Source organism: Kitasatospora sp. NPDC088783 (genome assembly GCF_044750705.1).
GTDB classification, from domain to species: Bacteria; Actinomycetota; Actinomycetes; order Streptomycetales; family Streptomycetaceae; genus Kitasatospora; species Kitasatospora fiedleri.
In genome coordinates this window covers 255,036-281,023 of record NZ_JBIVKJ010000002.1, presented here as the reverse complement: position 1 = coordinate 281,023, position 25,988 = coordinate 255,036, and the positions used below count along the sequence as shown (strand labels likewise).

Here is a 25,988-nt window from a genome sequence, read left to right as displayed (position 1 = left end):
TTGGTCCCCGCAGCCGGGGGCCGGCGCGACCAGGGGGCTGGCCCCCCCGGCCCCGCGCCGCCCCCCCGCCGCGCCCGCGGGGGCGCCCCGCCGGGCGCCACGGCTCCGGGTCAGGCGGCGCGCAGCGCGGGCAGCAGCTCGTGCTCGGCCCAGTCGAGGAACGCGGGCTGGCTGTCGCCGCCGACCTGGATCAGCGCGAGCTCGTCGAACCCGGCCTCCGCGTACGGGCGGACCGCGTCGAGGAAGTCCTCCACGCGGTCGCCGCACGGGATGGACCCGGCCACGTCCTCGGGCCGGACGTACTGGCTGGCGGCGGCGAAACCGGCGGTGCCGGGGAGGTCCGCGTTGACCTTCCAGCCGCCGCCGAACCAGCGGAACTCGGCGTGCGCGCGGGCGACGGCGGCGTCCCGGTCCCGGTCGAAGCAGACCGGCACCTGGCCGACCGAGGGCTTGCCCGCGCCGCCGGCCTCGGCGAACGCGGTGAGCAGCTCCCGTTCCGGCTGGACGGCGATCACCAGGTCGGCGAGCCGCCCGGCCGTCGCGCAGGAGACCGGCCCGGAGACCGCGACGCCGATCGGCGGCGGCTGGCCGGGCAGGTCCCACAGCTTGGCGCCGTCGACCTGGAAGTGCTTGCCGTGGTGCGTCACGTACCCGCCCGCGAACAGCGCCCGGATGATCTCCACGGCCTCCGCCAGCATCTCCTGGCGCACCGCGACGGGCGGCCAGCCCCGGCCCACCACGTGCTCGTTCAGGTTCTCGCCGCTGCCCAGCCCGAGCCGGAACCGCCCGCCGGAGAGCAGCTGCACGGTGGCGGCCTTCTGCGCCACCACCGCCGGGTGGTACCGGACGGTCGGGCAGGTCACGTACGTCATCAGCGGCAGCGCGTCGGTGGCCTGGGCGACCGCGCCCAGCACCGCCCAGGCGTAGGGCGCGTGGCCCTGCTCGTCCAGCCACGGGGAGTAGTGGTCGGAGATCACCGCGAAGTCGAACCCGGCCCGCTCGGCGCGCACCGCGTCGGCGACCAGGTCCTGCGGGGCGCGCTGCTCCGTCATCAAGGTGTATCCGATGCGCATGGGTGCTCCTCCTGTGGCTGTCAGGCCCTCGTGCTTCTGTGCTCTTGCGGCTGGCGCGTGTACCCGGCGGGCCGGGCCGCATGCGCGCGGGGGCGCGGGCCAGCCGTTCGGGCGGGCGGATTCAGCCGGGCGGACGCAACAGGTCGCGCAGCAGGCGCGGGTCGGCTCAGCGGCGGACGGCGGCGACCAGGGACGGCGGCGAGGGCCGCGAGGACGACGCGGGCGCGCGGGGCGGCGGCCGGACTGATCCGGCGTCTGGTCGCCGCCCTGGGACCGGCCTTCGGGGCCGGAGGTGGTACCGCGGTACCACCCGCGGCCGAATGATCGTCCCCAGGTGCCGCCGTCCGGGCCCGGCCGGGGCCTAGCGTGGCGGCAGGAGGCGGGTCGGGACGGCCCGGCCCGGGATCGGCGAGGGAGCGGACCGGATGATCGAGGCGCAGCAGCTGACGAAGCGTTACGGGGAGAAGACCGCGGTCGACGGGCTCGACTTCACCGTGCGTCCGGGCAGCGTGACCGGGTTCCTGGGTCCGAACGGCGCCGGGAAGTCCACCACCATGCGGATGATCGTCGGGCTGGACGCGCCGACCAGCGGCTCGGTGCGGGTCAACGGGCGCCGCTACGCCGAGCACGCCGCGCCGCTGCAGGAGGTCGGCGCGCTGCTGGAGGCCAGGTCGATCCACCCGGGCCGCTCCGCGTTCCACCACCTGCGGGCGCTGGCCCACACCCACGGCATCCCGCGCGCCCGGGTCGAGGAGGTGATCGGGCTGACCGGCCTGGAGTCGGTGGCCGGGAAGCGGGCCGGGGCGTTCTCGCTCGGCATGGGGCAGCGGCTGGGCATCGCGGCGGCGCTGCTCGGCGACCCGGCCACGGTGATGCTGGACGAGCCGGTCAACGGCCTCGACCCGGAGGGCGTGCTGTGGATCCGCAACCTGCTCACCGGCCTGGCCGCCGAGGGCCGCACCGTCTTCGTCTCCTCGCACCTGATGAGCGAGGTCGCCCTGGTGGCCGACCACCTGATCGTGGTCGGCCGGGGCCGCCTGCTGGCCGACACCACCGTGCAGGACCTCGTCCGGCAGGCCGGCGGCGACCGGGTCACCGTCGCCTCCGCCGACCCGGCGAAGCTGCGCGAACTGCTCACCGGCCCCGGCGTGGAGATCACCGGCCGGGCCGGTGACGAGGAGCTGGAGGTGACCGGCCTGACCGCCCGCCGGATCGGCACCGTCGCGGCCGAACACGGCATCGCGCTGTACGAGTTGGCCACCCGGACGGTCTCGCTGGAACAGGCGTTCATGGACCTGACCCGGGACGCCGTGGAGTACCACGGCACCACCACCGGTGGCGCTGCCACCGCCACCGCCACCACCGCCGTCGACTCCAGGAGCGCCGCGTGAGCGCCATCGCCCCGTCCCCCGCCCCGTCGCCCGCCGCCGAGCGCCCCGCCCGCCCCCCGTACCGGGTCACCGGCGTCCGGGTGCTGCGCTCGGAGTGGGCGAAGACCTGGTCGCTGCGCTCCACCTGGATCACCCTGGGCCTGGGGCTGTTCTTCCTGGTGGCGTTCGGCCTGATCGCGGCCTTCCAGTTCAAGTCCCGGCTGGACTCGGGCCGTCCGATGGACCGCGACTTCGCCGACGCGAACGCGCTCACCCTCTCGCTGTTCGGCACCAACTTCGCCCAGCTCGCCCTGGGCGTGCTGGGCGTGCTGATCGCGGCGGGCGAGTACTCGACCGGCATGATCCGCTCGACCCTGGCCGCGGTGCCGCGCCGGCTGCCGGTGCTCTGGGCGAAGGCCGCGGTGTTCGGGGCGGTGGCGCTGGTCCTGGCCACCGCCGGGGTGTTCGCGGCCTTCGCGATCGGCAGCGGCATCCTGTCCGGCACCCGGGCCGCACTGACCTTCTCGGACCCGGGCGTGCTGCGCGGCCTGTTCGGCGCGGGGCTGTACCTGGGCCTGGTGGGCGTGATCGGCGTGGCGCTGGGCGTGCTGCTGCGCTCGATCGCGGGCGGCATCTCGGTGCTGGTCGCCTCGCTGATGCTGGTGCCCGGCCTGGTCCAACTGCTGCCCAGCTCGTGGCACGACCACATCAGCCCCTACCTGCCGAGCAACGCGGGCCAGGCGGTCTTCGCCCTCCAGCACGACCAGGCCACCCTGTCGCCGGGCGCCGGGCTGGCCGTCTTCGCCCTGTGGACGGCGGCGGCACTGGCGGGCGCGGCGGTACGGCTGGTGCGGCGCGACGCGTGAACGCGCGGCGGCCGGACGTCCGGGGGTCGGACGTCCGGGGGCCGTGCGCGTGCGGGCCGAGGGCGTGCGGGCCGAGCGTCCGACGCCTGGCAGACTGACCTGTCGAGCTGTCGACCTGTCGACCTACTGGCCCACCGACGTAGCGACCTACTGATCCACTGACGACCTACCGACCTACCGACCTGCCACGGTGCCCCGGCGAGCGACTCCCGGGGTGCCGTGGCGCACCGCCGTCCGACCACCCTGGGGGTCTCCCGTGTCCGATCCGGGTGGTGCCGACACCGCGCCCGGCCACCCCTTCCTGGACCGCCTGGCCCGGGTCGGCCAGCGCCTGCGCGGGCTGGACGGGCGGTGGCCGTGGCTGTTGGACGTTGCCGTGGTGGCCTGGGCGTTCCTGCTGCTCGGCGTGCCGGAACTGCTGCACGCCGACGGCGACGGGGACGGGGAGGGTCCGCGCGGGCACCGCGTGGTCTTCACCCACCTGCCGCTGCCCGCCGCCCTGGCCTTCCAGGCCGCGCTGCTGCTGCCGCTGCTGTGGCGCCGCCGCCGGCCGGGGGCGGCGTTCGCCGTGGTGGGCGCGGTGTTCCTGGTGCAGTGGTCGCTGGGCGCGGCGCAGCGGGCGGACGCGGCGCTGCTGCTGGCGCTGTACGCGCTGGCCCTGCACGGACGGCTGCGGACCCTGGCCTGGGCGTGCGCGGCCAGCGCGGTGGGGGCGGTGGCGGTGGCGGTGCGGATGTCCCCGGCGGTGCCGGTGTGGGACGTGCTGTTCTTCCTGACCACGGCGGTGACGGCGGCCGTCGCACTGGGCATCGCCGTGCGGATGCGCCGGGCGCGGCTCGCGGGCCTGCGCGAGCGGGCGGCCCGGCTGGAGGTGGAGCGCGACCAGCGCAGCCGGTTGGCCGCGGCGGCCGAACGGGCCCGGGTGGCACGGGAGATGCACGACATCATCGGCCACAACCTGTCGGTGATCATCACCCTGGCGGACGGCGGCGCGTACGCGGCCCGTTCCACGCCCGAGCGCGGCCGGGAGGCGCTGGTGCTGATCGGCGACTCGGGGCGGCAGGCGCTGGGCGAGCTGCGCCGGATGCTGGGCGTGCTGCGCGAGCACGGCGACGGCCTCGAACTGGCCCCGCAGCCGGGCATCGCCGACCTGACCGACCTGTGCGGGCGGATCCGGGCGGCCGGGCCGGAGGTGGTCCACCGCACCGAGGGCGCGCTGGAGTCGCTGGACCGCGGGGTGCAGCTGATGGTCTACCGGATCGTCCAGGAGGCGCTGACCAACACGCTCAAGCACGCGGGCCCGGCGGTCCGGGCCCGGGTGTCGGTCTCGCTGGCCGGGGCCCGGCTGCTGGTCCGGGTCGACGACGACGGCGGCCCGCCGGGCGGTGCCCCCTCCCCCGGCGGCCCGCCCGGGGAGGGCCAGGGCGTCACCGGCATGCGGGAGCGGGCCGCGCTGTACGGTGGCACCGTCGCGGCGGGCCCGGCCCCGGGCGGGGGCTGGTCGGTGGTCGCCGACCTGGACGTCACCCCCGCGACCGACCTGGGCCTCGCCCCGGCTCCCCCACCCACGAAGCCCGCCCCTCCCGCCCCTCCCTCCTCCCCCTCTCCTCCCGTCCTCGACCCGGCCGGAGGCCCGGCATGACCAGCGTCCTGATCGTGGACGACCAGCCCCTGCAACGCTTCGGCTTCCGGATGCTGCTGGAGAGCCAGCCCGACACCTCGGTGGCCGGGGAGGCCGGGCACGGCGCGGAGGCGGTCCGGCTGGCCGCCGAACTGCGGCCGGACGTGGTCCTGATGGACATCCGGATGCCCGGCATGGACGGCATCGAGGCGACCCGGCTGATCGTCGCCGCGGGCGGCCGCTCCCGGGTGCTGGTGCTGACCACCTTCGACCTGGACGAGTACGCGCACGCCGCGCTGCGGGCCGGGGCCAGCGGCTTCCTGCTCAAGGACGCCCGCCCCGAGGAACTGCTGGCGGGCGTGCGCGCGGTGGCCGGGGGCGACGCGGTGGTGGCGCCCGCGATCACCCGCCGGCTGCTCGACGCGTACGCCCACCACCTGCCGGCCCGGCCGCCCGGCCCGGTGGAGGAGGACCCGCGGCTGGCCGCGCTGACCGGCCGGGAGCGGGAGATCCTGGTCGCGGTCGGCCGGGGCTGGACCAACGGCGAGATCGCCGGGCGGCTGGTGCTCTCGGAGTCGACGGTGAAGACGCACGTCGGCCGGGTGCTCGCCAAGATCGGTGCCCGGGACCGCGTCCAGGCGGTGATCTTCGCCTACGACCTGGGGCTGACCCGCCCCAACCCGCCTTCCTAGCAAGGCGGTCCGCCGACCCGCCGGTGCGAGCGCCCCGGCCTGCCGGCCGCCACCGGGGCCGCGCGAGCCGGTCCGCCGCCGTGCGGCCGGGCACCCGTCACGCCCCGGCGTCCAGGCCCGGACGGTGGTCCCCGGGGTGGCGGGTCGGCGCGGCGCGGTGCCGAGCCGCCGTCAGGTCTTCAGGATCCGTTCAGGACACCTGGGCCGTGCCGGTCGCCACGGTGCCGCCCGCCGCCCTCCGGAAAGGCGCCTCGACCATGTTCCGCTCCTCGGCCCCGCCGACCGCCAGCCCCCTGGACGCGGGAGCGCCACCGCGTTCGCACCGCCGGTCCGGGTCCAGGTGAGCGGCACGGCCCCGCGTCGTCGCCCGGCCGTGGCGGCGGTGGCAGCCGCAGCCTGCGGCGGGGCGTTCGCGCTGGTGGCGGTGGTGGTCGCGGTGCACGGGTGGGCGCCGTTCGGGTTCGAGGCGGCGGCGGTGCGCTGGAGCGTTACGCACCGGCCGGGCGGGGCGCGGTCGGCGGCGGTGGCGGTCACCGAGCTGGGCACCGGCGTCCTCCCGTACCTGCTCGCCCTGGCGGCGGGCGCGGTGTCGCTCCGGACCCGCCGCCCGGCCGGGGCCCGGCGGACGGCGGTGCTGCTGGCCCCCCTGGTGTGGCTGCTGGCGGGGCAGTTGCTCCGGCAGGGGCTGATGCGTGCCTTCGCCCGGCCGCGACCCCCGCGCACGGGCTGGGCGTTCGACGCCTCGGGTTTCTCCTTCCCCTCCGGGCACGCCTTCACCTCCGCCCTGTCCGCGGGACTGCTGGCCGTCGCACTGGCCCGGGCCCGGCCCGGAGCCGCCCGCGGCGCGGCAGCGGGAGCGGCCCTGTTCGCCGCCGCGATCGGCACCAGCCGGGTGTACCTGGGCGTGCACTGGCCGCTGGACGTCCTGGGCGGCTGGCTGCTGGCGGCCGGCTGGCTGGCCCTGGGGGTGCGGCTGCTCGGGCGGCGGGACCGGCAGGACCGGCGGGCGGCGGACGGGTAGCGGTGGGCGGAGCCGCCCGGTCGAGGTCCGCCGGCGACGGCGCGGTGCCCGCCGGCCTCGGCAGGGCCTATCCGGCCGGCCGGGTCCGTCGCGAAGGCCGACGGCCGGCCCCGGTCAGGACTTCACCACCTTGAGGATCTTGCCGGTGGCGCCCGCGGTGAGGTAGCCGCCCTCGTCGTAGTCGCCGGAGAGGTAGTAGCGGATGGTGATCTCGTCGGCGAACCAGCCGTAGTCGACGTGTATGTAGGTCGACTTGGGAGTGGGGACGCCGAGTTTGGTCTTGGCGGTGGCCAGGACGGTCGGGATCTGGTTCCAGTCGATCTTGGTGAGGTCGGCGGGGTCCTCGCCCGGGATGACCGTGCCGCCGGGCTCACTGGTGATCTTGCCGTTGCGGTAGCTGACGTCGTCGTAGTGCTTGGGGTTGTCCTTGGTCAGCACCTTGGCACTGGCGTACTCCGGATAGATCGACATGTCGATGACGGTGGTGCTGCCGGTGGCCGCGCGGATCTTCTCGACCAGGCCGCGGACCCCGTCCGGGGTGAGCAGGCCGGTGCCGGGGTCGGCGGCGGGGCCGGGGTCGGCGGCGGACGGCGCGCCGGACGGGGCGGTGGCGGACGGCGCGGTGGCGGACGGGGAGGCGGTGGTGGGCGCGGCCCCGGGGGTGCCCGAGGTACCGGGGGTGCCGAGGGCGGTGGCGGGGGCCTTCGCGGCGGAGTCGGTGCCGCCGGGCTTCGCGGAGTCGAACCACCCCTGCTGGAACGACCACCCCAGGAGCCCGGCCGCGACGGCGGCGGCCAGCACGGCCGTCAGCACCGGTCTGGTGCGTCGGCGGCGGCGGGGCGCGGGCGCCGTCCCGGTGGGCGCGTGCGGGAGGGAGTTGGCCTCGGTGGGGGCGTACGGCGGCGGGGTGGGCGTCCCGGTGGGGCGGTACGGCGGCGGGGAGTTGGTCTCGGTCGGGGAGAAGGCCGGGCTGCCGCCGAGGGTGCCGTCGATGCCCTGTTCGGCGGCGGCGAAGAGCCGGTCGAGGCGGGCGGCGTCGGGCCGGTCGGCGGGGTCGCGGGCGAGCAGCGCGGTGAGGGTGGGGCCGAGCGGGCCGGAGCGCACCGGTGGCGGGAGGGGCTGGTCGAGGACGGCGGCGAGGGTGGCGATGCTGTTGGCGCGGCGCAGCGGGTGGTGGCCCTCGACGGCGACGTACAGCGTCATGCCGAGCGACCAGAGGTCGGAGGCGGGGTCGCCCTCGTGGCCGCGGATGCGTTCGGGGGCGATGTACTCGGGCGAGCCGATCAGCGCGCCGGTGGCGGTGAGGCTGGTGGACTCGCTGAGCGCCGCGATGCCGAAGTCGGTGAGGACGGGGGTGCCGTCGGTGCGCAGCAGGACGTTGCCCGGTTTGACGTCGCGGTGCTGGATGCCGGCCGCGTGGGCGGCGGTGAGCGCGGCGAGCAGGCCGCGGCCGATCCGGGCGGCCTCCGGCGGGGAGAGCGGGCCGCGGGTGATCCGGTCGTGCAGGGAGCCGCCGGTGACGAGTTCCATCACCAGCCAGGGGTGGGCGAGTTCGGCGTTGTCGACGATGTGGTGGATGGTCACCACGTTGGGGTGCTGGAGCCGGGCCAGCGCCTGGGCCTCGCGCAGCACGCGTTCGCGCAGTTCGTGGGCGGCGGCGGGGTCGGCGGCGAGCATCGCCGGGTCCGGCGGGCGGACCTCCTTGAGCGCGACCTCGCGCTGCAGCATGGTGTCCCTGGCCCGCCAGACCAGGCCCATTCCGCCGCCGCCGAGCCGCGCCAGCAACTCGAAGCGGCCGTCGATCAGTTGGCCGCCCGGCCCGGCTGTCGTCATGGCGCACATCGTAGGGGCTGGGGCGGACGGTCCTCGAACGCCCCTGCCCGGCGGCGGGGGCGAGGGCGACCTCGGGCCCGGGCGCACCGGCGCCTCACCCGTGCGGGCCGCCGTCCGGGGCGGCGAGTTCGGCGGCGGTGGGGGGATTGGCTCCGGCGCGGGAGACGGTGATCGCGGCGGCCGCGGCGGCCGTGCGGAGGGCGGTGGTCAGGGCGTCGAGGGAGGGGCGGGGGGTGTCGAGGGTGGCGAGGAGCGCGGACATGAAGGAGTCTCCGGCGCCGACGGTGTCCACGACGGTGGTCCGCGGGGCGTCGGTGCGGACCTCGCCGTCGGCGGTGAGGGCGAAGGCGCCGTCGCCGCCCCGGGTGACGATGACGACCGCGGGCCCGAGGGTGAGCCAGCGGGCGGCGCTGTCGCGGACGGGGACGCCGGGGTAGAGGAAGGCGAGGTCCTCGTCGCTGGCCTTGACCAGGTCGCTGAGCACGACGCAGTGTTCGACGGCGGCGACGGCGGCCGCCCTCTCGCCGACCAGGCCGGGGCGGACGTTGGGGTCGTACGAGACGGTGGCCCCGGCGGCGCGCGCTTCGCGGAGCAGGCGACGGGCGACTGCCGCGCCGGGTTCCTGCACGGAGGCGAGGGAGCCGAGGTGGACGTGCCGGGTGCGGGGCGTCGGGGTCGGGGCCAGGGTCCAGTCGATCGCGAACTCGTAGGAGGCGCTGCCGGTGGGATCGAGTGTGACGATCGCGGTGGGTGTCGGGACGTCCTGGCCGTCGGTCAGGACGGTGACGCCGGCGGCCTCCAGGTGGGCGCGGATCAGTTCGCCGTACGGGTCCTCGCCGAGCTGGGTGAGCAGCGCGGTGCGGCGGCCGAGCCTGGCGAGTCCGTAGGCGACGTTGGCGGGGCTGCCGCCGGGGTGCGGCCGGTCGGGGAGGCCGGGGGTGCGGACGATGTCGGCGACGCACTCGCCGATGACGAGGAGGTCGACGTCCGCGGGGGTGGGCTCTGCCATGGTGCTCGGCTGCTCCTGTGTCGGGGTTGGCGGGACGGGAGGGCGGGACGGGGTGCGGCGGCGCGCCGCGGGTCGGGCGCGCCGCCGCGGGGGTCGGTCGCGGGGTCAGTCGCTGAGGACGACCTGGTCGACCATCAGGTGTCCCCAGGCGCCGGTGGCGTCGTCGAGGACCTGGAGCCGGGCGGTGCGGCCCTGGAGGTCGGTCAGGTCCCAGTCGACGGGCCGCAGGGTACCGCTGTCGTCGCCGGTGGCGGTGCGCACCGGCTGCCCGTCGACCAGCAGGTTGACGCTGGTCGCGCCGGGCGTGCCGAGCGGGTGGGCGCCGCCGGCCACGAGCAGGTGCAGGTGGGCGCGGTCGATGGTGAAGGCGGGCGAGGTGAGGGTGCCGGTGGCGGTGTCGCGGCCGGCGAAGGTGTCGAGCACGGCGGTCCCGACCGAGCCGGGGAGCTGTTCGACGGTCGGGGCGGTGCCGGCCAGGTCGCCGGTGCCGCTCCAGCCGGGGGCGTAGGCGCCGCCCTCGAAGTCGGCGAGCGGCCGGGCCGGGCGCTGGGCGAGGTCCTGGTACTCGGTGACGGTGAGGTTGGCGAAGGTGGCCGCGCCGCCGCTGGTGAAGAGCTTCAGCCCGTCGTCGGCGGGGTCGGCGAAGACCTCGTCGGAGTGGACGTGGCGGCCGTCGTCGACGAAGTACTCGACGCTGGTGCGGTCGACCAGGACGGTCAGGTGGGCGCTGGTCCGCGCCGGGTCCCACGGGGCGTGGGACTCCAGGTGGGTGCCGTCGGCCGAGGGGTTGCCGGTCCGGCCGCGGTTCAGGTAGCTGAAGTCGTGGAAGATCCCGGCGTCGGCGTGCCGGGTGCCGTCGGCGGAGACCCGCAGTTGGACGCCGACGTTGTCCAGGGCGCTCCAGCTGACGTCGGCGTCCAGGCGGTAGGCGGTGCCGTGGTAGGGCAGGGTGGTCGTCCCGTTCACCTGGACGGTGCCCAGGGCGGTGGTCCTCGCGGCGTGCAGGTCGAGGGCGGGGGTGGGGCGGGAGGTCAGCGCGTAGCCGTCGGCGTCGTGCTTGAGGCTGAGCTGCCGGGTGATCGCGTCGGTGCCGTTGAAGCCGTCGGAGGCCCAGGTCGGGGTGGTGTGGGGGTAGGTCCAGTTGTTGAGCCAGGCGGTGGCGTAGCGGTGGTCGAGCGGGGCGGCGGGGTCCTCCCAGGTGACGCCGGCGTACCAGTCGAAGCCGTGGTCGAGCCACTGCGGGGCGGCGCGGTCGGGGGTGAAGGCGGTGCCGTCGAAGCTGCCGGTCCAGTAGGCGTAGGTGTTGGGGTCGCCGGTGAGGTAGCCGTTGGCACTGGCTCCCAGCACCCAGTGCACGGTGCCGTCGTCGGCGCGCAGGGGGAACAGGTCGGGGCATTCGAGGGTGCCCAGGCCGGTGTTGGTGTACTGGGACGCCCGGGTCCAGTTCTTCAGGTCGGGCGAGGTCCAGAAGCTGATCGCGGTGCCCTCGGCGAGCAGCGCGACCCAGCGGTGGCGGTCGGCGTCCCAGACCAGCTTGGGGTCGCGGAAGTCCTTGCGGCCGCCGTTGGGGATGACCGGGGCGTCGCCGTAGGGGCGGAAGTTGCGTCCGCCGTCGGTGGAGTACCAGAGGAACTGGGCCTGCGGGCCGGAGGCGTCGGCGATCTGGGCGGGGGTGGGGTGGTCCATCTGGGTGACCATCATGACCACGGCTCCGGCGCCGAACCCGGCGGTGTTGCCGGTGTCGACGACGGTGGAGCCGGACCACAGGTCGTAGTTGGCGTTGGTCTTCTTCGGCGCGGCGACGCCCTGGTCGTGGAAGGCCACGTTGTCGGTGCTGGTGGCCTGCCGCCAGGCGGTGCCGACGGCCTGCCCGTAGTCGGCGTTGTAGAGGTAGTAGGAGTGGAAGGCGCCGTCGAACCAGAGCGGCCGCTGCGGGTCGTTCTTCCAGTGGTCGGGCACGGTGAAGTGGTAGACGGCGCGGCGGCTGTCCGCGGCCCGGGCCGCCGTGGGGGCGGCCGGGCCGGGGGCGACGGCGGCCGCGGCGGTCAGGGCGAGGCCGAGGAGGGCGGCGAGGCCGAGGCGCAGGGCGCGGCCGGGCCGGTGGAGCGAGGAGCGTGGGGTCATGCTCGACTCCTGTGGTGTCCGGGTGGGTGGGGGAGGTTCGGCCCGGCCGGGAGGTCGGTCCCGGCCGGGTGGTTCGGCGCGGCCGGTCGGCGCGACCGGTTGGCGCGACCTCAGCAGACCGACGCGGCCTCGGCGGGCCGACGTCCGGCGGCTTCGGGCCCGGCGGCTTCGAGTTGAGCGGGGCCGGGTTCCGCGGGGTCGGGTTCCGCAGGGTCGGGCAGTCCCTCGACGGTCAGTCGGCGGCCGTCCCAGGAGACCGGCATCGGGTCGCTCACCCCGCCGGCGAAGCCGCCGTCGGGGCCGGTGTGGTGGAAGCCCAGCAGGACCCAGGACCCGTCGCGGCGGCGGACCAGCTTGCCGCTGTAGTAGCGGTCGTCGGTGACCTGCCGCGCGGCGCCGATGTCGAACGGGCCGAGCAGTCCCTGCGCGGGGGCGGCCCAGATGCCGCCGCGGGTGCCGGTGGCGCGGCGGCTGTCGGAGGCGTGCTCGGCGAGGCAGGAGAAGAGCAGCAGGGGCTTGCCGTCGACGATCTCGGTCTGGGTGACCTCCAGTTGGCCGAAGCCGTGCGCGGCGGGGGCGGACAGCGGGGGCCGCAGCCGCCAGTTCCGCAGGTCGGCGGAGACGGCGTGGCCGATCACGCCGCGTTCGAAGGCGGGGCCGGTGGTGGCCCGGGCGGTGATCAGCATGTGCCAGCCGTCGCCGTCGGGGTCGGGGAACACCCAGGGGTCGCGGAACGCCTCGTCGTGCCACTGGCCGGTGTCGAGCGTCTCGTACCAGGCGGGGTCGGCGCTCAGCACCGGGTTGGCGCCGGCCTTGTGCCAGGTGGTCAGGTCGGTGGAGGTGGCGTAGCCGATGCGCTGGACGTTCTTGCCGTCGGCGGCGCGGGTGGAGCCGGTGTAGAAGAGGAACCAGGTGCCGTCGGGGTGCCGGACCACCGAGCCGGTCCAGGTGGCGAGGTCGTCGAAGGCGGGGGCGTCGGCGCGGACCAGGGCGTCGGGGACGCGGGTCCAGTTCCGCAGGTCGGTGGAGACCGCGTGGCCGATGGAGGCACGGTAGTGGCGGGCCTCGGGGTCGTGCAGGGCGCGGGAGGCGTAGAGGAAGAACAGGTGGTGCTGTTCGCCGTCGTCGGCGCACCAGAAGTCCCAGACCCAGGAGTCGGGCAGCGTGAACATGTCGGCCTTTCGGGCAGGCCGCGCGGACCCCCGGCCGCGGCGGGCGGCGGGGTCGGCGGGGTCGGCGGGGGTACGGGGAGGGCGGGGGGTCAGCCCTTGACGCCGCTCGCGGCGACGCTGCTGACGAAGGCGCGCTGGAAGGCGAGGAAGACCACCAGCACCGGCAGCGTGATCATCGACGTGTACGCCATGACCTCGCCCCAGGCCGGGTTGTCCTGGAAGAAGTACTGCATGCCGACCATGACGGGGCGCAGCTTCTCGTCCTGGACCACCATGGTCGGCCACAGGTACTGGTTCCAGGCGGGCAGGAAGGTCAGGATCGCCACGGTGGCGAACGCCGGGCCGGACAGCGGCACGACGATCTTGCGGTAGATGGTGAACCAGCCGGCGCCGTCGATCCGGGCGGCCTCGTCGAGCGAGGTCGGGATGGTGGAGAAGTACTGGCTGAACAGGAAGACGGAGAAGGAGTTCGCGACGAACGGGATGATCTGCACCTGGTAGCCGTTGAGCCAGCCGGTGTCCCACACCACGGCGCCGTCCTGGAGGAACAGGATCGGCAGGTGCGCGACCCAGTACACCAGGGGCACCGCGATCGTCTCGAACGGGACGATCAGGGTGGCGATGACGACGCTGGTCACCAGCCCCCGGCCGCGCCAGCGCAGGCGGGAGAGGGCGAAGCCGGCCATCGAGTTGACGACCAGTCCCAGGCCGACGATCGCCACCGTCACGAACAGCGAGTTCAGCAGGAACCGGCCGACCGGCACCCGGTCGAAGACGGCCCCGTAGTTGTCCAGGCTGATGTCGCCGACCGGGAGGAAGGCCCGCCAGCCGCCGATGTCGGAGAGCAGTTGCCCGTCCGGTTTGAGGCTGGAGACGAACATGAACACCAGCGGGAACAGGAAGAACACCGCGAGGCCGACCAGCACCAGGTAGGACCACGTCCGGCGGCGCCGGCGCAGCTGTCGTTCGCTCGTCTCGGTGCGCGCCCGCGGCGCGCGTACGGTCTGGGCCACGGTCAGTCCTTGTCGCGGGTGAGGTGGCGCTGGATCAGCGCGATGGCGAGCACGATCACGAAGAAGATCAGCGACAGGGCGGAGCCGTACCCGATCTGCTGCTGGCGGTAGCCGGTGAGCACCGCGTGGTAGACCAGCGTCGAGGTCGCGTCGACCGGGCCGCCCTGGGTCATCACGTCGATCTGCACGAACAGGCCGAGCGCGGCGATGGTGATGGTGATCAGGACGAAGATCCTGGTCGGGCGCAGGCACGGCCAGGTCACGTCCTTGAACTGCCGCCAGGCGCCCGCGCCGTCCATCCGGGCGGCCTCGTAGAGCTCCTCCGGGATGGTCTGCAGGCCGGACAGCCAGATCAGCATGTGGAAGCCGACGGCCTGCCAGACCGACAGCACGATGATCGCGAACAGCGCGGTGCTCGGGTTGTTCAGCCAGGCGGTGCCCTGCCAGGCGCCGAAGGTGATCGAGTTGATGAAGGAGTTCACCAGGCCGTCCGGCTGGTACATGAACTTCCACAGGATCGAGACCACGACGATCGAGGTCACGACCGGGATGAAGAAGATCACCCGGAACGCGGTGACGCCGCGGATCTTCTGGTTGACCAGCAGCGCCAGGAACAGCCCGAACCCGGCCTGCACCGGCACCACCACCGCCGCGAAGACGAAGGTGTTGGCCATGGACCGGAAGAAGGTGGGGTCGACGGTGAACGCGCGGACGAAGTTGTCGAGGCCGACGAAGCGCAGCGGTTCGGGGGAGATCAGTCGCGCGTTGGTGAAGGACAGCGCGAAGCCGAGCAGGACCGGCACGATCAGGAAGGCCAGCAACAGGATCACGGCGGGCGAGGCCATTGCCAGGCCCGCCCTGGCCTCGCCGCGGCGGGCGGCGCCGGGCCGCTTGCACCGCGGCGCGGGGGCGGCGGGGGTGCTGGCGGCCGGGGTGCCCGGGGCCGCGGTGCCCGCGGGGGCGCCGGCGGCGGGTGGCGGGTCGTTGCGGCCGGGGTCGGCCGGGGTGTCGAGGCGGAGGGTCTCCGTCATGGGGTCACGCCTTTCCGGTGGCCGGGCGGCGTGCGCGCCGCCCGGCCACCGCTCGCCGCTGCGTCAGTTGCCGTAGCCGTTGTTCGACTTGATGTCGCTGTCGATCGCCTTCACGGCGGCGTCCAGGGTCGACTTGACGTCGGCGCCGTTCATGATGTCCTTGGCGGCCTTCTCGAAGCTGGTGGAGACCACCGGGTAGCCGGGGGTGGCGGGCCGGGCCAGGGCGAACTTCTGCGACAGGACGGCGAACTGGCGCAGCGCGCCGTCCTGGCCGAAGTACGTGGAGGCCGCGGTGGCGCCGGCGGTGGCGGGGATGACGACCTGGCTGTCCGCGAACTCGGTGAGGTACTTGTCCTGGAAGCTGAACTCCAGGTAGGCGCGGGCGCCTTCGGACTGGGCCTTGCCGCAGCCGGTCGAGATGCCCCACTGCCAGGAGCCGCCGCCGATCTTCGGCCCCTTGCCGAAGTCCACCGGCGGGAGGATCAGCAGGTCGGAGCCGACCTTGTCGAACGCGTCCTTGGCGTTCCACACGCCGGTGTAGCTGAGCGCGACCTTGTCGTCGATGAAGTTCTGGTTGCCGACCGGACCGTTGCCGTTGGCCCAGCCGTTCTTGAAGACCTGCTGGAACCAGGTGAAGAACGCCACCGAGTCCGGCCCGTCGAGGGCGCCGGCGGCGGACTTCAGGCCGGTGCGGTCGATCTCGTCGCCGCCGGCGCTCTGCAGCATCGGCGAGTAGGCGTAGCTCCACCATTCGCCCTTGTCGGCGGCGCCCAGGTCGAGCGGGGTCCGGTAGCCGGAGTCCTTGAGCTTGCCGATCGCGGCGTCGAACTCGGTGCGGTTCCAAGGCTGTTCGACGGTCGGGATGCGGATCCCGTTCTTCTCCAGCACCGACTTCCGGGCGAAGAGTGCCAGCGCGGCGTCCCAGTAGCCGGCCGAGTAGACCGTGCCCCGGTAGGTGCCGACGGTGGTGGGCAGCAGCGAGTCGGTCAGGCCGGTGGGCAGGCCGAGCGGCTGGAGGTAGCCGGCCCAGGCCCAGTTGGGCATGATCGGGCCGTCCATGTCGATCAGGCAGGGCAGGTTGCGGGCGGCGGCGGCCGCGGTGACCGCGTCGTTGTACGAGCCCTGCGGGAAGTTCTGCTGGACGACCTCGTACCTGCTCTGCGAGGCGTTGAAGTCGTCGATGATCTTCTTGTAGACGGCCAGCTCGCCGGGGTTGCCCGCCGAGTGGGTCCACATGGTGATCCGCGTCGGGCCGCCGTCGGAGGACGTGCCGTCGTGGCTGGCCTTGGCACAGCCGGTGAGCGCGACCGTACCGAGCAGGCTCGCCGCTGCTACCATCGCGAGGGGATTGCGCACAGGTGGTCCCTTTCCGGGGGCCGACCGCCAAGTCGGCACCCGAGTGGACGGCAGCGCCAACTGCCGTGTGGTTGCTCCAGAAGATCGGCAGCGCCAACTGCCGTGTACTGCGAGGAGTTCGCCGCCGTTCTCAGCTCGCCCGCGAAGGCGGCGGCGGACCCACGGAGCCCCGACGGATGATCGGGCACTCCATCCGGTGCGGGGCAGCCGGGTCGGCCTCCCGCTCCCCCAGCGCCACCTCCATCGCCCAGCGCCCCATCTCGTAGTGCGGCAGGGCGACGGTGGTCAGCGGCGGGTCGAGTTCGGCGGCGATCAGCTGCTGGTCGTCGTAGCCGACGATCGACAGGTCGTCCGGGATGTGCAGACCTCGGCGGTGGGCCTCGGTGTACGCCCCCATCGCCATCCGGTCGTTGAAGCAGAACAGCGCGGTCGGCCCGGTCCCGGCCGGCAGGTCGAGGAGTTCCGCGGCGGCGGCCCGGCCGCCCCCGGCGTCGGTCTCGCCGTGCACGTGCAGGGCGGGGTCGGGGGTGATGCCCGCTTCGGCCAGCACCTGCAGGTAGCCCTGGTGCCGCAGCCCCGAGGCGACCACGCCCGCGCCCCGCGGGGCGTCGAGGTAGGCGATCCGACGGTGCCCGGCGGCCACCAGCTCCCGGGTCGCCGCCACCCCGCCCTCCCGGTCGTCCGGCACCACGGCCGGCCAACTCCCCTGCGCGGGGCGGCAGTCCAGGAAGACGCTGCCCTCGGCGAGGCCGGGCGGGGCGTCGACGACCTGGTGCCACATCCGGGCGTAGATCATCGCGTCGACCCGCTGTCCGGTCAGCGCCTCGACCGCCTGCCGCTCCTGCGCCCGGTCGCCGTCGGTGTCCACCAGCACCACCAGGTGGCCGTGCTCCCGGGCCGCGTCGTTCGCTCCCGCGAGCATCCGGCCGGCGAACGGGGTGGTGGCGATGGTGTCCGAGATCAGGCCGATCATCCGGGTGCGCCGGGTGCGCAGGCTCCGGGCCACCGAGTTGGGCGCGTAGCCGATCGCCTCGGCCGCCTCCCGGACCTTCGCCTGGGTCAGGGCCGAGATGCGGTCGCTGCCCGCCCCGCTGAGCACCATCGACACCGTCGCCGTCGACACGCCCGCCGCGGCGGCGACATCGGACATCCGCACCCGCGTCATCGCCGCTCCCACCTCGCTCCCCGCTCTGTTTAATCGATTAACCGCCGGGAAGCGAGTATGCAATCACGCCGTTACCCGGTCAAGGGGTGGCCGCGGCAGCGTTACCTCACCGCAATGCGGGCCGGACCTGCGCCGGAGCGCGGGGGCGGTGCGCGGCGGGCGGTGGGCGCGCGCGGGGGCGGCGCGCGCGGGGGCGGTGGCGGCGGGGGGTGCGCGGATCTGGGAGGGTGGCGGGTGCCGGCACACGTGTCCGTGTGCGTACCAGACACCAGAGGAGCAGCCGTGATCTTCATCGCTGTGAAGTTCACCATCCGGCCCGAGCACAGCGCGGACTGGACCGAGCGGGTCGGGGAGTTCACCTCCGCCACCCGCGCCGAGGAGGGCAACGTCTTCTTCGAGTGGTCCCGCAGCGTCGACGACCCGCACCAGTACGTGCTGCTGGAGGCGTTCCGGGACGGCGAGGCGGGTGCCCGGCACGTCGAGTCGGAGCACTTCAAGACCGCGATGGCCTGGATGCCGGACTCGATCGCCCGGACCCCGGAGATCATCAACGTGGAGGTTCCCGGCAGCGGCTGGAGCGCGATGGCGGAACTCAGCCCGCGCGGTTGAGCCCGTCGCCGCCGGGCGGCCGGGCGGGCGGTGTCCGACGAGCGGTCAGGCGCCGGCCGCCCGGTCCCGTCGGCGGGAGGCCAGCAGGCTGGCCGCGGTGGTGACGACCAGCACCACCACGATGAAGCCCAGCGAGAACGCGATGCCGATCTCCGGGACGTGCACGCCGCTCTCGTGCAGCGCGTGCAGGATCAGCTTGACGCCGATGAAGCCGAGGATCACCGACAGCCCGTAGGACAGGTAGACCAGCCTGGTCAGCAGGCCGCCGATCAGGAAGTACAGCTGGCGCAGGCCCATCAGCGCGAAGGCGTTGGCGGTGAAGACGATGTAGGCGTCCTGGGTCAGGCCGAAGATCGCCGGGATGGAGTCCAGGGCGAACAGCACGTCGGTGGTGCCGATCGCCAGCATGACGGTCATCATCGGGGTCATCAGCCGACGGCCGTCCACCCGGACGAACAGCCTGGTGCCGTGGTACTCGTCCGTGGACGGGACGCGCCTCTTGATCAGCCGCAGCAGCCGCCCCTCGTGGTACTCCTCCGCCTCCTTGTCCTGCCCGGCCTCCAGCAGCAGCTTGACGGCCGTCCAGACCAGGAACGCGCCGAACAGGTAGAACACCCAGGAGAACCGCTCGACCAGCGCCGCGCCGCCCGCGATGAAGACCGCCCGCAGCACCAGGGCGACCACCACCCCGAACATCAGCACCCACTGCTGGTAGATCCTCGGCACCGCGAACTTGCCCATGATCAGGATGAACACGAACAGGTTGTCGACGCTCAGCGACTTCTCCGTGACGTACCCGGCGAAGAACTCCACCGCCGACCGCGACCCGGCGTACCCCCACACGAAGCAGCCGAACAGCCCCGCCAGCACCACCCACACGGCGGTCCAGACCCCGGCCTCCTTGATCGAGACCTCGTGCGGCTTGCGCCCCCCGATGAAGAAGTCGGCCACGATCAGGGCGATCAGCACCGCGATGGTGCCGGCCCACAGACCCGCGGACACGTCCAAGGCTGCTCCTCGAGGTCCCGTCGAAAGCACCATCCTGACCGGCCGGAACCGCCCCGCCCGCACGACACACCCGGACGCCCCGGACGGAGGGCGGGTGGGGACCGGGGGCGGGAACTGCGGACGGGAAGTGGCCGGTGCGGTCCGTAGTGCTGTGACCGCATAGGTCCGCCGGGTTGGCGCTGGCAGGCCTTCGGCCGGTTGGATGTCGGGAGACGTTCAGCCCGGAAGGGGTGCGGTGGCAGAGCCGGTCAGGGTCCGCAGGCTCACGGACCAGGAAGGACAGCAGTTACAGCGGATCGTGCGTCGGGGCAGCACCAGCTCGGTGCGTTACCGGCGGGCGATGATGCTGCTGGCCTCGGCCGGCGGCAACCGGGTCCCGGTCATCGCCCAGCTCGTACAGGCGGACGAGGACACCGTGCGGGATGTGATCCACCGGTTCAACGAGATCGGCCTGGCCTGCCTGGACCCTCGATGGGCGGGAGGCCGTCCCCGCCTCCTCAGCACTGACGACGAGGACTTCGTCGTCCAGACGGCCACCACCCGCCCGGCCAAGCTCGGCCAGCCCTTCACCCGCTGGTCCATCCGCAAACTCCTCGCCTACCCGCGCCGAGTCCACGGTCGAGTGATCCGCATCGGCCGCGAGGCCCTGCGCTGCCTGCCCGCCCGACGCGGCATCACCTTCCAGCACACCAAGACGTGGAAGCAGTCCACCGACCCCGACTACGACGCCAAGCTCGACCGGATCGAGCACGTCCTGAAACGCTTCCCGGACCGCATCTTCGCGTTCGACGAGTTCGGCCCGCTCGGCATCCGCCCCACCGCGGGCAGTTGCTGGGCCGAACAGGGCGGGCCCGAGCGGCTGCCCGCGACCTACAAGCGCACCCATGGCGTGACCTACTTCCACGGCTGCTACTCGATCGGCGACGACACACTGTTGGGCCTGAACAGGCGCCGCAAGGGGACTGTGAACACCCTGGCCGCGCTCAGATCGATCCGGGCCGCCCGCCCGGACGGTGCCCCGGTCTACGTGATCCTGGACAACCTCTCCGCCCACAACGGCAAGAAGATCCTCCGCTGGGCGAAGAACAACAACGTCCACCTCTGCTTCACCCCGACCAACACCTCCTGGGCCAACCCGATCGAGGCGCACTTCGGGCCCTTGCGGCAGTTCACCCTCGCCAACTCGAACCATCCGAACCACACGGTCCAGACCCGCGCGCTGCACGCCTACCTGCGCTGGCACAACGCCAACGCTCGCCACCCCGACGTCCTGGCCGCCCAACGCAAGGAACGCGCCCGCATCCGCAGCGAGAAGGGCCTCCAATGGGGAGGGAGGCCACTGTCCGAAGCTGCGTGAGCGGCGAATCCGGACGGCCGCCCTCTTACCTGGGCCAGCCGTTGCAGTTGTCGAAGCCCGTTTCCACGCTGCCACGGAACGCCAGCGCCTCGCGGCCGATGCCCAGAGCACCGAGCAGGGTGTCCAGCGCCACTTCCACGTCCTCCACCGAGCGCCTCACGAAGACGAAGGTGTATCGGGCAGGTGCTCCTTCGAGCTCGCTGAGGGCGAAGTCCGTTTCCCCGATGCGGAACATGGCGACATCCACGTAGCCCAGGTCTTCCCAGCCCCGTTCGAGCGTCAGCCGCAGTCGCGCCGCGAGCGTTTTCAACGGCGGCTGCAGTCCTGCCACCACTCGAAACGAGCTCGCGGCGAACTCCCATACGCTCTGCTGGAACGCAGGGTTGCGCTTCCCGCCCTGATACGACGGAGCTTCCTCCCAGTCCGGTTCAGGTCCCGGCACGTAAATCTCGGCCACGTGGGGCCCCTCCGAACACCGTCGCTGGCACCGACGATCACCGTACTCGGCTTGGCTGCACCCCGGTGAACGTTCTCGGTCAGAACAGTAGCGTGGCGGTAGGCGAGCCATTCGACGGGAGAACCCGGGCGGGTGGACCTGGGGCCGCTGCTCGCGGACGGGCGGCTGGTGCGCTCCCTGTCGCTGCGCGGCACCCGGCACCTGTCCGGCGGGGCGGACCTGCCGCAGTGGCGGACGCTGCTCCGGCCGGTGCTGGAGCGCCTCTCCCGGGCCCGGTGCTTCGCGGTGGCGACGGAGGGCCTCGACCCGGACGGGATCGCCCTGGCGGCAAGGGAGTTGCTGGCCGCCGGGCCCCTCCCCCGGCGGGCCCTCGGGCAGGCGCTGGCGCAGTGCCGTCCGGGGCGGGACGGGCGGCTGCCGGCGGGCGTGGCGGAGCTGCGGGTGCCGATGGCGCACGGGCCGGAGTCCTCCGCCTGGGGTCCTGGGGCACCCGTCCGAACGTCGCCCTGGCGCTCGCCGGGGAGCCGGCCGGCGAGCTGCCGGTGGCCGCGGCGGTGCTGCGCCACCTGGCCGCGTTCGGGCCGGCGGGGGTGCGGGACTTCCAGAACTGGTCCGGGCCGACCCGGACCCGCGCGGCGTTCGAGGCGCTGCGGCCCGGGCTGCGGGTGTACCGCGACGAGCGGGGCACCGAGCTGTTCGACCTGCCGGACGCGCCGCTCGCCGACCCGGAGCGGCCCGTCCCGGTGCGCTTCCTGCCCGCCTACGACAACCTGCTGCTCGGGCACGCCGACCGGACCCGGGTGGTCGCCGACGCCCACCGCCCCCTGGTGATGCCGGGCCGGGCCCTGGTCCGCCCGACCTTCCTGCTGGACGGCTCCGTCGCGGGCACCTGGGCGGTCGCGGGAGCGGAGCTGCGGATCTCTCCCGTTCGCCCCGCTCCCCGCCTCCCGGGCCCGGGCGGTGACGGCGGAGGCCGAACGGCTGGCCGCCTTCCTCGGGCCGGAGTGGCGGGTGGCGTTCGCGGCGGAGTGACGGCGCGTCAGATGCGCCCTGCGGTCCGGGCGCGCCGGTGGCCACCGCACCCCGTCCGCCGACGGGGTGCGGTGGCGCTCGTGGCGGGCCGTCAGAGACCGGTGTTGTAGTAGCCGCCGACGGTGCGGCGGTACTCGGGGTCCAGGGCGTGCGACTCGTGGTGGTACTCGGGGGCGTTCTTGATCTCGTCCTTGGTGCTGCCCACCCAGACGGTGCGGGCCTCCTCGTCGATGCGGCGGATGGTGCCCGCCGGGAGGAGGACGCTGCGGCCGAAGATCCACGGGCCGGTGTCGACGACGATGTGGCCGTCCTCGGCCTCGTAGGAGTGCTTGTCGACCTTGCCGATGTGGCCGTCGGCGGCCTCGACCCGGAAGCCGGTCAGATCGACGCCCGGGTTGTAGCCCTCCGCCTTCTCGTAGCCCCACATGCCGTTGCTCACAACTGCCTCCTTGGTGAGGGGAGTTCGTCGTTCTGCCGGTTCGGCTGCCCGGTTTCCGGGCGGGCATGCGCGGCTTTTCGGCGGATTTGGCGGCTTACGCGCGACGGGGGACGGCGGCGTCGGCGGGACCGGCGGCGGGGCGGGGGACGGCGGCGTCGGCGGGACCGGCGGCGGGGCGGGGGGCGGCGGGGACGGCGGTGGGGCGGGTGGCGGCGGGGCCGGTGGCGGCGGGACGGGTGGCGGCGGGGACGGCGGTCTCGGCGGGTTCGAGGCGGGCGAGCCGGCCGGTGCGCGGGGTTTCGGGCGTCGGTCGCGGGTGCGCGTTTCCGGGTGTGCCGACGGGGCGTCAACTCGCGTTCATGACAGGTGGATGACAGTTCCGTGGCGGGGCGCGCGGGACCCCTACCGGGGGGTCACCGCGCGGACTAGCGTGCGCCCGGATTCCGATACCCGCTGTCAGGAAGAGGCCCAGGTGCCCGCTGCCCCCGTTCCCCGCCGACTGCGTTCGGCGGCCCTCGCCGTGCTCACCTCCGCCGCGCTGCTGTTCGGCGCGCTCACCGCCCAGCCGGCCGCCGGGGCCGCCGCCGGGCCCGCCCCCGCCGCCGGGGACCCGTGCCTGGGGCAGTGCCAGGACATCCTGACGGCGGGCGAGAACGGCCACGCCACGCTGGCCGGGATCCTGCTGCACCAGACCGTGGGGACCCGTCCGGCGCACTCCGCCGACCAGGTCGACGCGTACGACGCGCTGCTGCACGACTACAGCGGCCTGACGCCCGACCAGCTGTCGAGCTACTTCGACGACGCCTCGTTCGGGGTGCCCGCCGGGCAGGTGGAGAGCACCACCACGCCGCGCGCCGGGGTGACCATCACCCGGGACAAGGCGACCGGCACGCCGCACGTGAAGGGCGTGACCCGCTCGGACACCGAGTTCGGCGCGGGCTACGCGGCCGGGCAGGACCGGCTGTGGCTGATCGACGTGCTGCGGCACGTGGGGCGCGGGCAGCTGTCCTCGTTCGCGGGCGGCGCGGCGGGCAACCGGGCGCTGGAGCAGAGCCTGTGGGCGGTGGCCCCGTACACCGAGGCGGACCTCCAGCAGCAGGTGGACCGGGTGAAGGCGGCCGGCCCGCGCGGGGCGCAGGCCTGGCAGGACATCCAGGACTACGTGGCGGGCCTGAACGCCTTCGCGGCGGCCGACGTCGCCGCGAACACCTACCCGGGCGAGTACGTGCTGACCGGCCACGGTTCGACCATCGAGCCGTTCACGGCCACCGACGTGGTGGCGATCTCCTCGGTGATCGGGGCGATCTTCGGCGGCGGCGGGGGCGGCGAGGTCGGCAACGCGCTGGCCCGGCTCGCCTTCCGCCAGCAGCTCGGCACCGAGGCGGGTGACCGGGCGTACGCGGCCTGGCGGGCCGAGGACGACCCGGAGGCGACGCCCACCGTGCACGACGGCAGCAGCTTCCCGTACGCGGCCTCGCCCGCCGCGCCGGTGGGCACCGCGCTGCCCGACCCGGGGTCGGTGACCGAGCTGCCGCACGCCGCCAACGGCACGGGCACCGGGGCGAGTTCGGCCGCACCCACCGCCGCGTCCACCGCCGCCGCACCCACCACCGCCGCGTCCAGCGCCGAGGGCGTGCTGCCCGCCGACCTGATCACCGCGAAGAAGGGCATGTCGAACGCCCTGCTGGTGTCCGGCGCGCACACCGCCTCCGGGCACCCGATCGCGGTCTTCGGCCCGCAGACCGGCTACTACGCGCCGCAGATCCTGATGGTGCAGGAGCTGGACGGGCCCGGCCTGCGCAGCCGGGGCGCGTCCTTCCCGGGGCTGAGCTTCTACGTGGAGATCGGCCGCGGCCTGGACTACTCGTGGAGCGCGACCTCCGCCAACCAGGACATCACCGACACCTTCGCGGTCGACCTGTGCGAGCCGGGCGGCGGCACCCCGAGCACCGCCTCCACCGGCTACCTGCTGGACGGGACGTGCACCCCGTTCGAGCGGCTGACCCGGCACAACGCCTGGCAGCCGAGCACCGCGGACTCCACCGCGGCGGGCTCCTACGACCTGGTGACGCTGCGCTCGGCGTACGGGCTGGTCACCCACACCGGGACGGTCGGCGGGCGGCCGGTGGCGTACACCGCGCTGCGCTCCACCTACCGGCACGAGGCGGACTCGGTGATCGGCTTCCAGCAGTTCAACGACCCGGCGGCGATCACCTCGGCGGCGGCGTTCCAGCGCGCCGCGCAGGACATCGGCTACACCTTCAACTGGTTCTACGCGGACGCCGACCACACCGCGTACTACAACTCCGGCGCCGAGCCGCTGCGCGCGCCCGGCACCGACCCGGACCTGCCGATCCTGGCGCGGTCCGCCTACCTCTGGCAGGGCTGGGACCGGACCGCGAACACCTCCGCGGTCGAGCCGCCCGCCCGGCACGCCCAGTCCACCGACCAGGACTACTACGTCAGTTGGAACAACAAGCAGGCCCCGGGCTTCACCTCGGCCTGGGGCAACGGCGCGGTGCACCGGGCCGACCTGCTGGACTCCCGGGTGAAGGCGCTGACGCAGCGCGGCGGCGTCACCCGCACCGACCTGGTCAAGGCGATGGAGGACGCCGCCAACGTCGACCTGCGGGCCGAGCGGGTGCTGCCCGAGCTGCTCGCGGTGCTGGACTCCGCGCCGGTCACCGACCCGGCGGCGGCGGCCGCGGTCGCCGAGCTGCGGGCCTGGGCGGCGGGCGGCTCGCACCGCCGGGAGGCGAGCAAGGGCGCGGGCGTGTACACCGACGCGGAGGCGATCCGGGTGCTGGACGCCTGGTGGCCGCTGCTGGTGGAGGGCGAGTTCCGGCCCGGCCTGGGCGACGGGCCGTGGCGGGCGCTGACGGCCGTCGCGCCGATCAACGAGACGCCCTCGGGCGGGCAGTTGGGCGGGACGTCCGGCGGCAGCGACATCGCGGCGGGCGAGGCGCACAAGGGCTCGGCGTTCCAGCACGGCTGGTGGTCGTACGTCGACAAGGACCTGCGCACGGTGCTCGGCCGGTCCGTGACCGGCCCGCTGGACCGGGCGTACTGCGGCGGCGGCACGCTCGGCGCCTGCCGGCAGGTGCTGCTGACCACGCTCGCCCAGGCGGTGGCGACCCCCGCCGCCACCACCTACCCGGCCGACAAGTACTGCGCGGCGGGCGACCAGCTGTGCGCCGACTCGATCGTGCACCGGGCGATGGGCGGCATCACCGTGCCGCGGATCGCCTGGCAGAACCGGCCCACCTACCAGCAGGTGGTGGAGTTCCCGGCCCGGCGCACCGACGACCTGACCAACCTGGCCCGCGGCGCGACCGCGACCGCCTCCGACTACCAGGACGCGATCGTCGTCTCCTACCCGCCCAAGCAGGCCGTGGACGGCAACCCCGGCACCCGCTGGGCGTCCAAGACGGTGGCCACCGCCTGGCTGAACGTCGACCTGGGCGCGGTCCGCAAGGTCGGCCGGGTGGTGCTGGACTGGTCCGACCAGTACGCCACCTCCTACCGGATCGACGTCTCCACCGACGGCGCCGCCTGGCGCACCGTGTACTCCACCACCACCGACCGCGGCGGCCTGGAGAACCGCTCCTTCACCCCGGTGGACGCCCGGCACGTCCGGGTGGTGCTGCTGGCCCGCGGCACCGACAACCGCTACTCGCTCAACGAGGTCGGCGTGTACGGGAAGTGACCCGCCGCGTCGGGCCCCGGACGGACGCCGTCCG

General features: G+C 74.2%; 21 protein-coding genes and 1 pseudogene. 10 read left to right on the top strand and 12 right to left on the bottom strand.

The genetic code is table 11. The features are described 5' to 3' along the window. Window positions 1-110: 110 nt before the first annotated feature. Window positions 111-1,073, bottom strand: coding sequence for an LLM class F420-dependent oxidoreductase (locus tag ACIP60_RS05670; RefSeq protein WP_400680383.1), 963 nt, complete (start codon window positions 1,071-1,073; stop codon window positions 111-113). A 425-nt stretch (window positions 1,074-1,498) separates the two neighbouring features. Between ACIP60_RS05670 and ACIP60_RS05665 the strand changes: the two genes are divergently transcribed. From ACIP60_RS05665 to ACIP60_RS05645, 5 genes are all read left to right on the top strand, one after another. Further along, window positions 1,499-2,464 carry an ABC transporter ATP-binding protein gene (locus ACIP60_RS05665; protein WP_400680381.1) on the top strand — a complete coding sequence of 322 codons (966 nt, stop codon included), beginning with the start codon at window positions 1,499-1,501 and terminating at the stop codon, window positions 2,462-2,464. Continuing rightward, window positions 2,461-3,309, top strand: coding sequence for an ABC transporter permease (locus tag ACIP60_RS05660; RefSeq protein WP_400680380.1), 849 nt, complete (start codon window positions 2,461-2,463; stop codon window positions 3,307-3,309). The genes ACIP60_RS05665 and ACIP60_RS05660 overlap by 4 nt, the downstream gene beginning before the upstream one ends. A gap of 256 nt (window positions 3,310-3,565) precedes the next feature. Next, window positions 3,566-4,951: a sensor histidine kinase gene (locus ACIP60_RS05655; protein WP_400680377.1), complete on the top strand. Its 1,386-nt coding sequence runs from the start codon at window positions 3,566-3,568 to the stop codon at window positions 4,949-4,951. Continuing rightward, window positions 4,948-5,622 carry a response regulator gene (locus ACIP60_RS05650; protein ID WP_400680374.1) on the top strand — a complete coding sequence of 225 codons (675 nt, stop codon included), beginning with the start codon at window positions 4,948-4,950 and terminating at the stop codon, window positions 5,620-5,622. The genes ACIP60_RS05655 and ACIP60_RS05650 overlap by 4 nt, the downstream gene beginning before the upstream one ends. Before the next feature lie 382 nt (window positions 5,623-6,004). Beyond that, entirely contained in the window at window positions 6,005-6,643 is a 639-nt protein-coding gene (locus ACIP60_RS05645) for a phosphatase PAP2 family protein (protein WP_400680372.1), read from the top strand. 114 nt (window positions 6,644-6,757) lie between these two features. Here ACIP60_RS05645 and ACIP60_RS05640 read toward each other — a convergent pair whose 3' ends face one another. From ACIP60_RS05640 to ACIP60_RS05605, 8 genes are all read right to left on the bottom strand, one after another. Continuing rightward, entirely contained in the window at window positions 6,758-8,476 is a 1,719-nt protein-coding gene (locus tag ACIP60_RS05640; RefSeq protein ID WP_400680369.1) for a protein kinase, read from the bottom strand. Window positions 8,477-8,570: 94 nt separating this feature from the next. After that, window positions 8,571-9,485: a carbohydrate kinase gene (locus tag ACIP60_RS05635; RefSeq protein ID WP_400680367.1), complete on the bottom strand. Its 915-nt coding sequence runs from the start codon at window positions 9,483-9,485 to the stop codon at window positions 8,571-8,573. Window positions 9,486-9,590: 105 nt separating this feature from the next. Continuing rightward, window positions 9,591-11,609 (bottom strand): glycoside hydrolase family 32 protein, encoded by a 2,019-nt coding sequence (locus tag ACIP60_RS05630; RefSeq protein ID WP_400680366.1) that lies wholly within the window; start codon window positions 11,607-11,609, stop codon window positions 9,591-9,593. A gap of 110 nt (window positions 11,610-11,719) precedes the next feature. Beyond that, window positions 11,720-12,781 (bottom strand): glycosyl hydrolase family 32, encoded by a 1,062-nt coding sequence (locus tag ACIP60_RS05625; RefSeq protein ID WP_400680364.1) that lies wholly within the window; start codon window positions 12,779-12,781, stop codon window positions 11,720-11,722. A gap of 89 nt (window positions 12,782-12,870) precedes the next feature. Beyond that, window positions 12,871-13,794: a carbohydrate ABC transporter permease gene (locus tag ACIP60_RS05620; protein WP_400680361.1), complete on the bottom strand. Its 924-nt coding sequence runs from the start codon at window positions 13,792-13,794 to the stop codon at window positions 12,871-12,873. Between the two features lie 2 nt (window positions 13,795-13,796). Next, window positions 13,797-14,825, bottom strand: a complete 1,029-nt coding sequence (locus ACIP60_RS05615; protein ID WP_400680359.1) for a carbohydrate ABC transporter permease — start codon at window positions 14,823-14,825, stop codon at window positions 13,797-13,799. Window positions 14,826-14,888: 63 nt separating this feature from the next. Continuing rightward, window positions 14,889-16,181 (bottom strand): extracellular solute-binding protein, encoded by a 1,293-nt coding sequence (locus tag ACIP60_RS05610; protein WP_400680357.1) that lies wholly within the window; start codon window positions 16,179-16,181, stop codon window positions 14,889-14,891. A gap of 130 nt (window positions 16,182-16,311) precedes the next feature. Continuing rightward, window positions 16,312-17,331: a LacI family DNA-binding transcriptional regulator gene (locus ACIP60_RS05605; protein WP_400680354.1), complete on the bottom strand. Its 1,020-nt coding sequence runs from the start codon at window positions 17,329-17,331 to the stop codon at window positions 16,312-16,314. Between the two features lie 297 nt (window positions 17,332-17,628). Between ACIP60_RS05605 and ACIP60_RS05600 the strand changes: the two genes are divergently transcribed. Next, window positions 17,629-17,955 (top strand): putative quinol monooxygenase, encoded by a 327-nt coding sequence (locus ACIP60_RS05600; protein ID WP_400680353.1) that lies wholly within the window; start codon window positions 17,629-17,631, stop codon window positions 17,953-17,955. 45 nt (window positions 17,956-18,000) lie between these two features. On the opposite strand, the gene ACIP60_RS05595 is transcribed toward ACIP60_RS05600, so the two are convergent. Beyond that, window positions 18,001-18,963 (bottom strand): TerC family protein, encoded by a 963-nt coding sequence (locus ACIP60_RS05595; RefSeq protein ID WP_400680351.1) that lies wholly within the window; start codon window positions 18,961-18,963, stop codon window positions 18,001-18,003. Window positions 18,964-19,198: 235 nt separating this feature from the next. On the opposite strand from ACIP60_RS05595, the gene ACIP60_RS05590 reads away from it, so the two are divergent. Then, window positions 19,199-20,320 carry an IS630 family transposase gene (locus ACIP60_RS05590; RefSeq protein ID WP_400680349.1) on the top strand — a complete coding sequence of 374 codons (1,122 nt, stop codon included), beginning with the start codon at window positions 19,199-19,201 and terminating at the stop codon, window positions 20,318-20,320. 25 nt (window positions 20,321-20,345) lie between these two features. Here ACIP60_RS05590 and ACIP60_RS05585 read toward each other — a convergent pair whose 3' ends face one another. Further along, window positions 20,346-20,777 (bottom strand): hypothetical protein, encoded by a 432-nt coding sequence (locus tag ACIP60_RS05585; RefSeq protein WP_400680348.1) that lies wholly within the window; start codon window positions 20,775-20,777, stop codon window positions 20,346-20,348. Between the two features lie 132 nt (window positions 20,778-20,909). On the opposite strand from ACIP60_RS05585, the pseudogene ACIP60_RS05580 reads away from it, so the two are divergent. Further along, window positions 20,910-21,269 (top strand): annotated as a pseudogene (locus ACIP60_RS05580) (DNA glycosylase AlkZ-like family protein); the annotation flags it as partial. Between the two features lie 50 nt (window positions 21,270-21,319). Then, entirely contained in the window at window positions 21,320-21,919 is a 600-nt protein-coding gene (locus ACIP60_RS05575; RefSeq protein WP_400680346.1) for a DNA glycosylase AlkZ-like family protein, read from the top strand. Here ACIP60_RS05575 and ACIP60_RS05570 read toward each other — a convergent pair. Further along, window positions 21,901-22,248, bottom strand: a complete 348-nt coding sequence (locus tag ACIP60_RS05570; protein WP_100834799.1) for a PRC domain containing protein — start codon at window positions 22,246-22,248, stop codon at window positions 21,901-21,903. The two genes, ACIP60_RS05575 and ACIP60_RS05570, sit on opposite strands and share 19 nt — an antisense overlap. A gap of 472 nt (window positions 22,249-22,720) precedes the next feature. Here ACIP60_RS05570 and ACIP60_RS05565 point away from each other — a divergent pair, with 472 nt between their 5' ends. Further along, on the top strand, window positions 22,721-25,954 hold the full coding sequence (locus ACIP60_RS05565) for a penicillin acylase family protein (protein WP_400680345.1): 3,234 nt from the start codon (window positions 22,721-22,723) through the stop codon (window positions 25,952-25,954). Window positions 25,955-25,988: the final 34 nt, after the last annotated feature.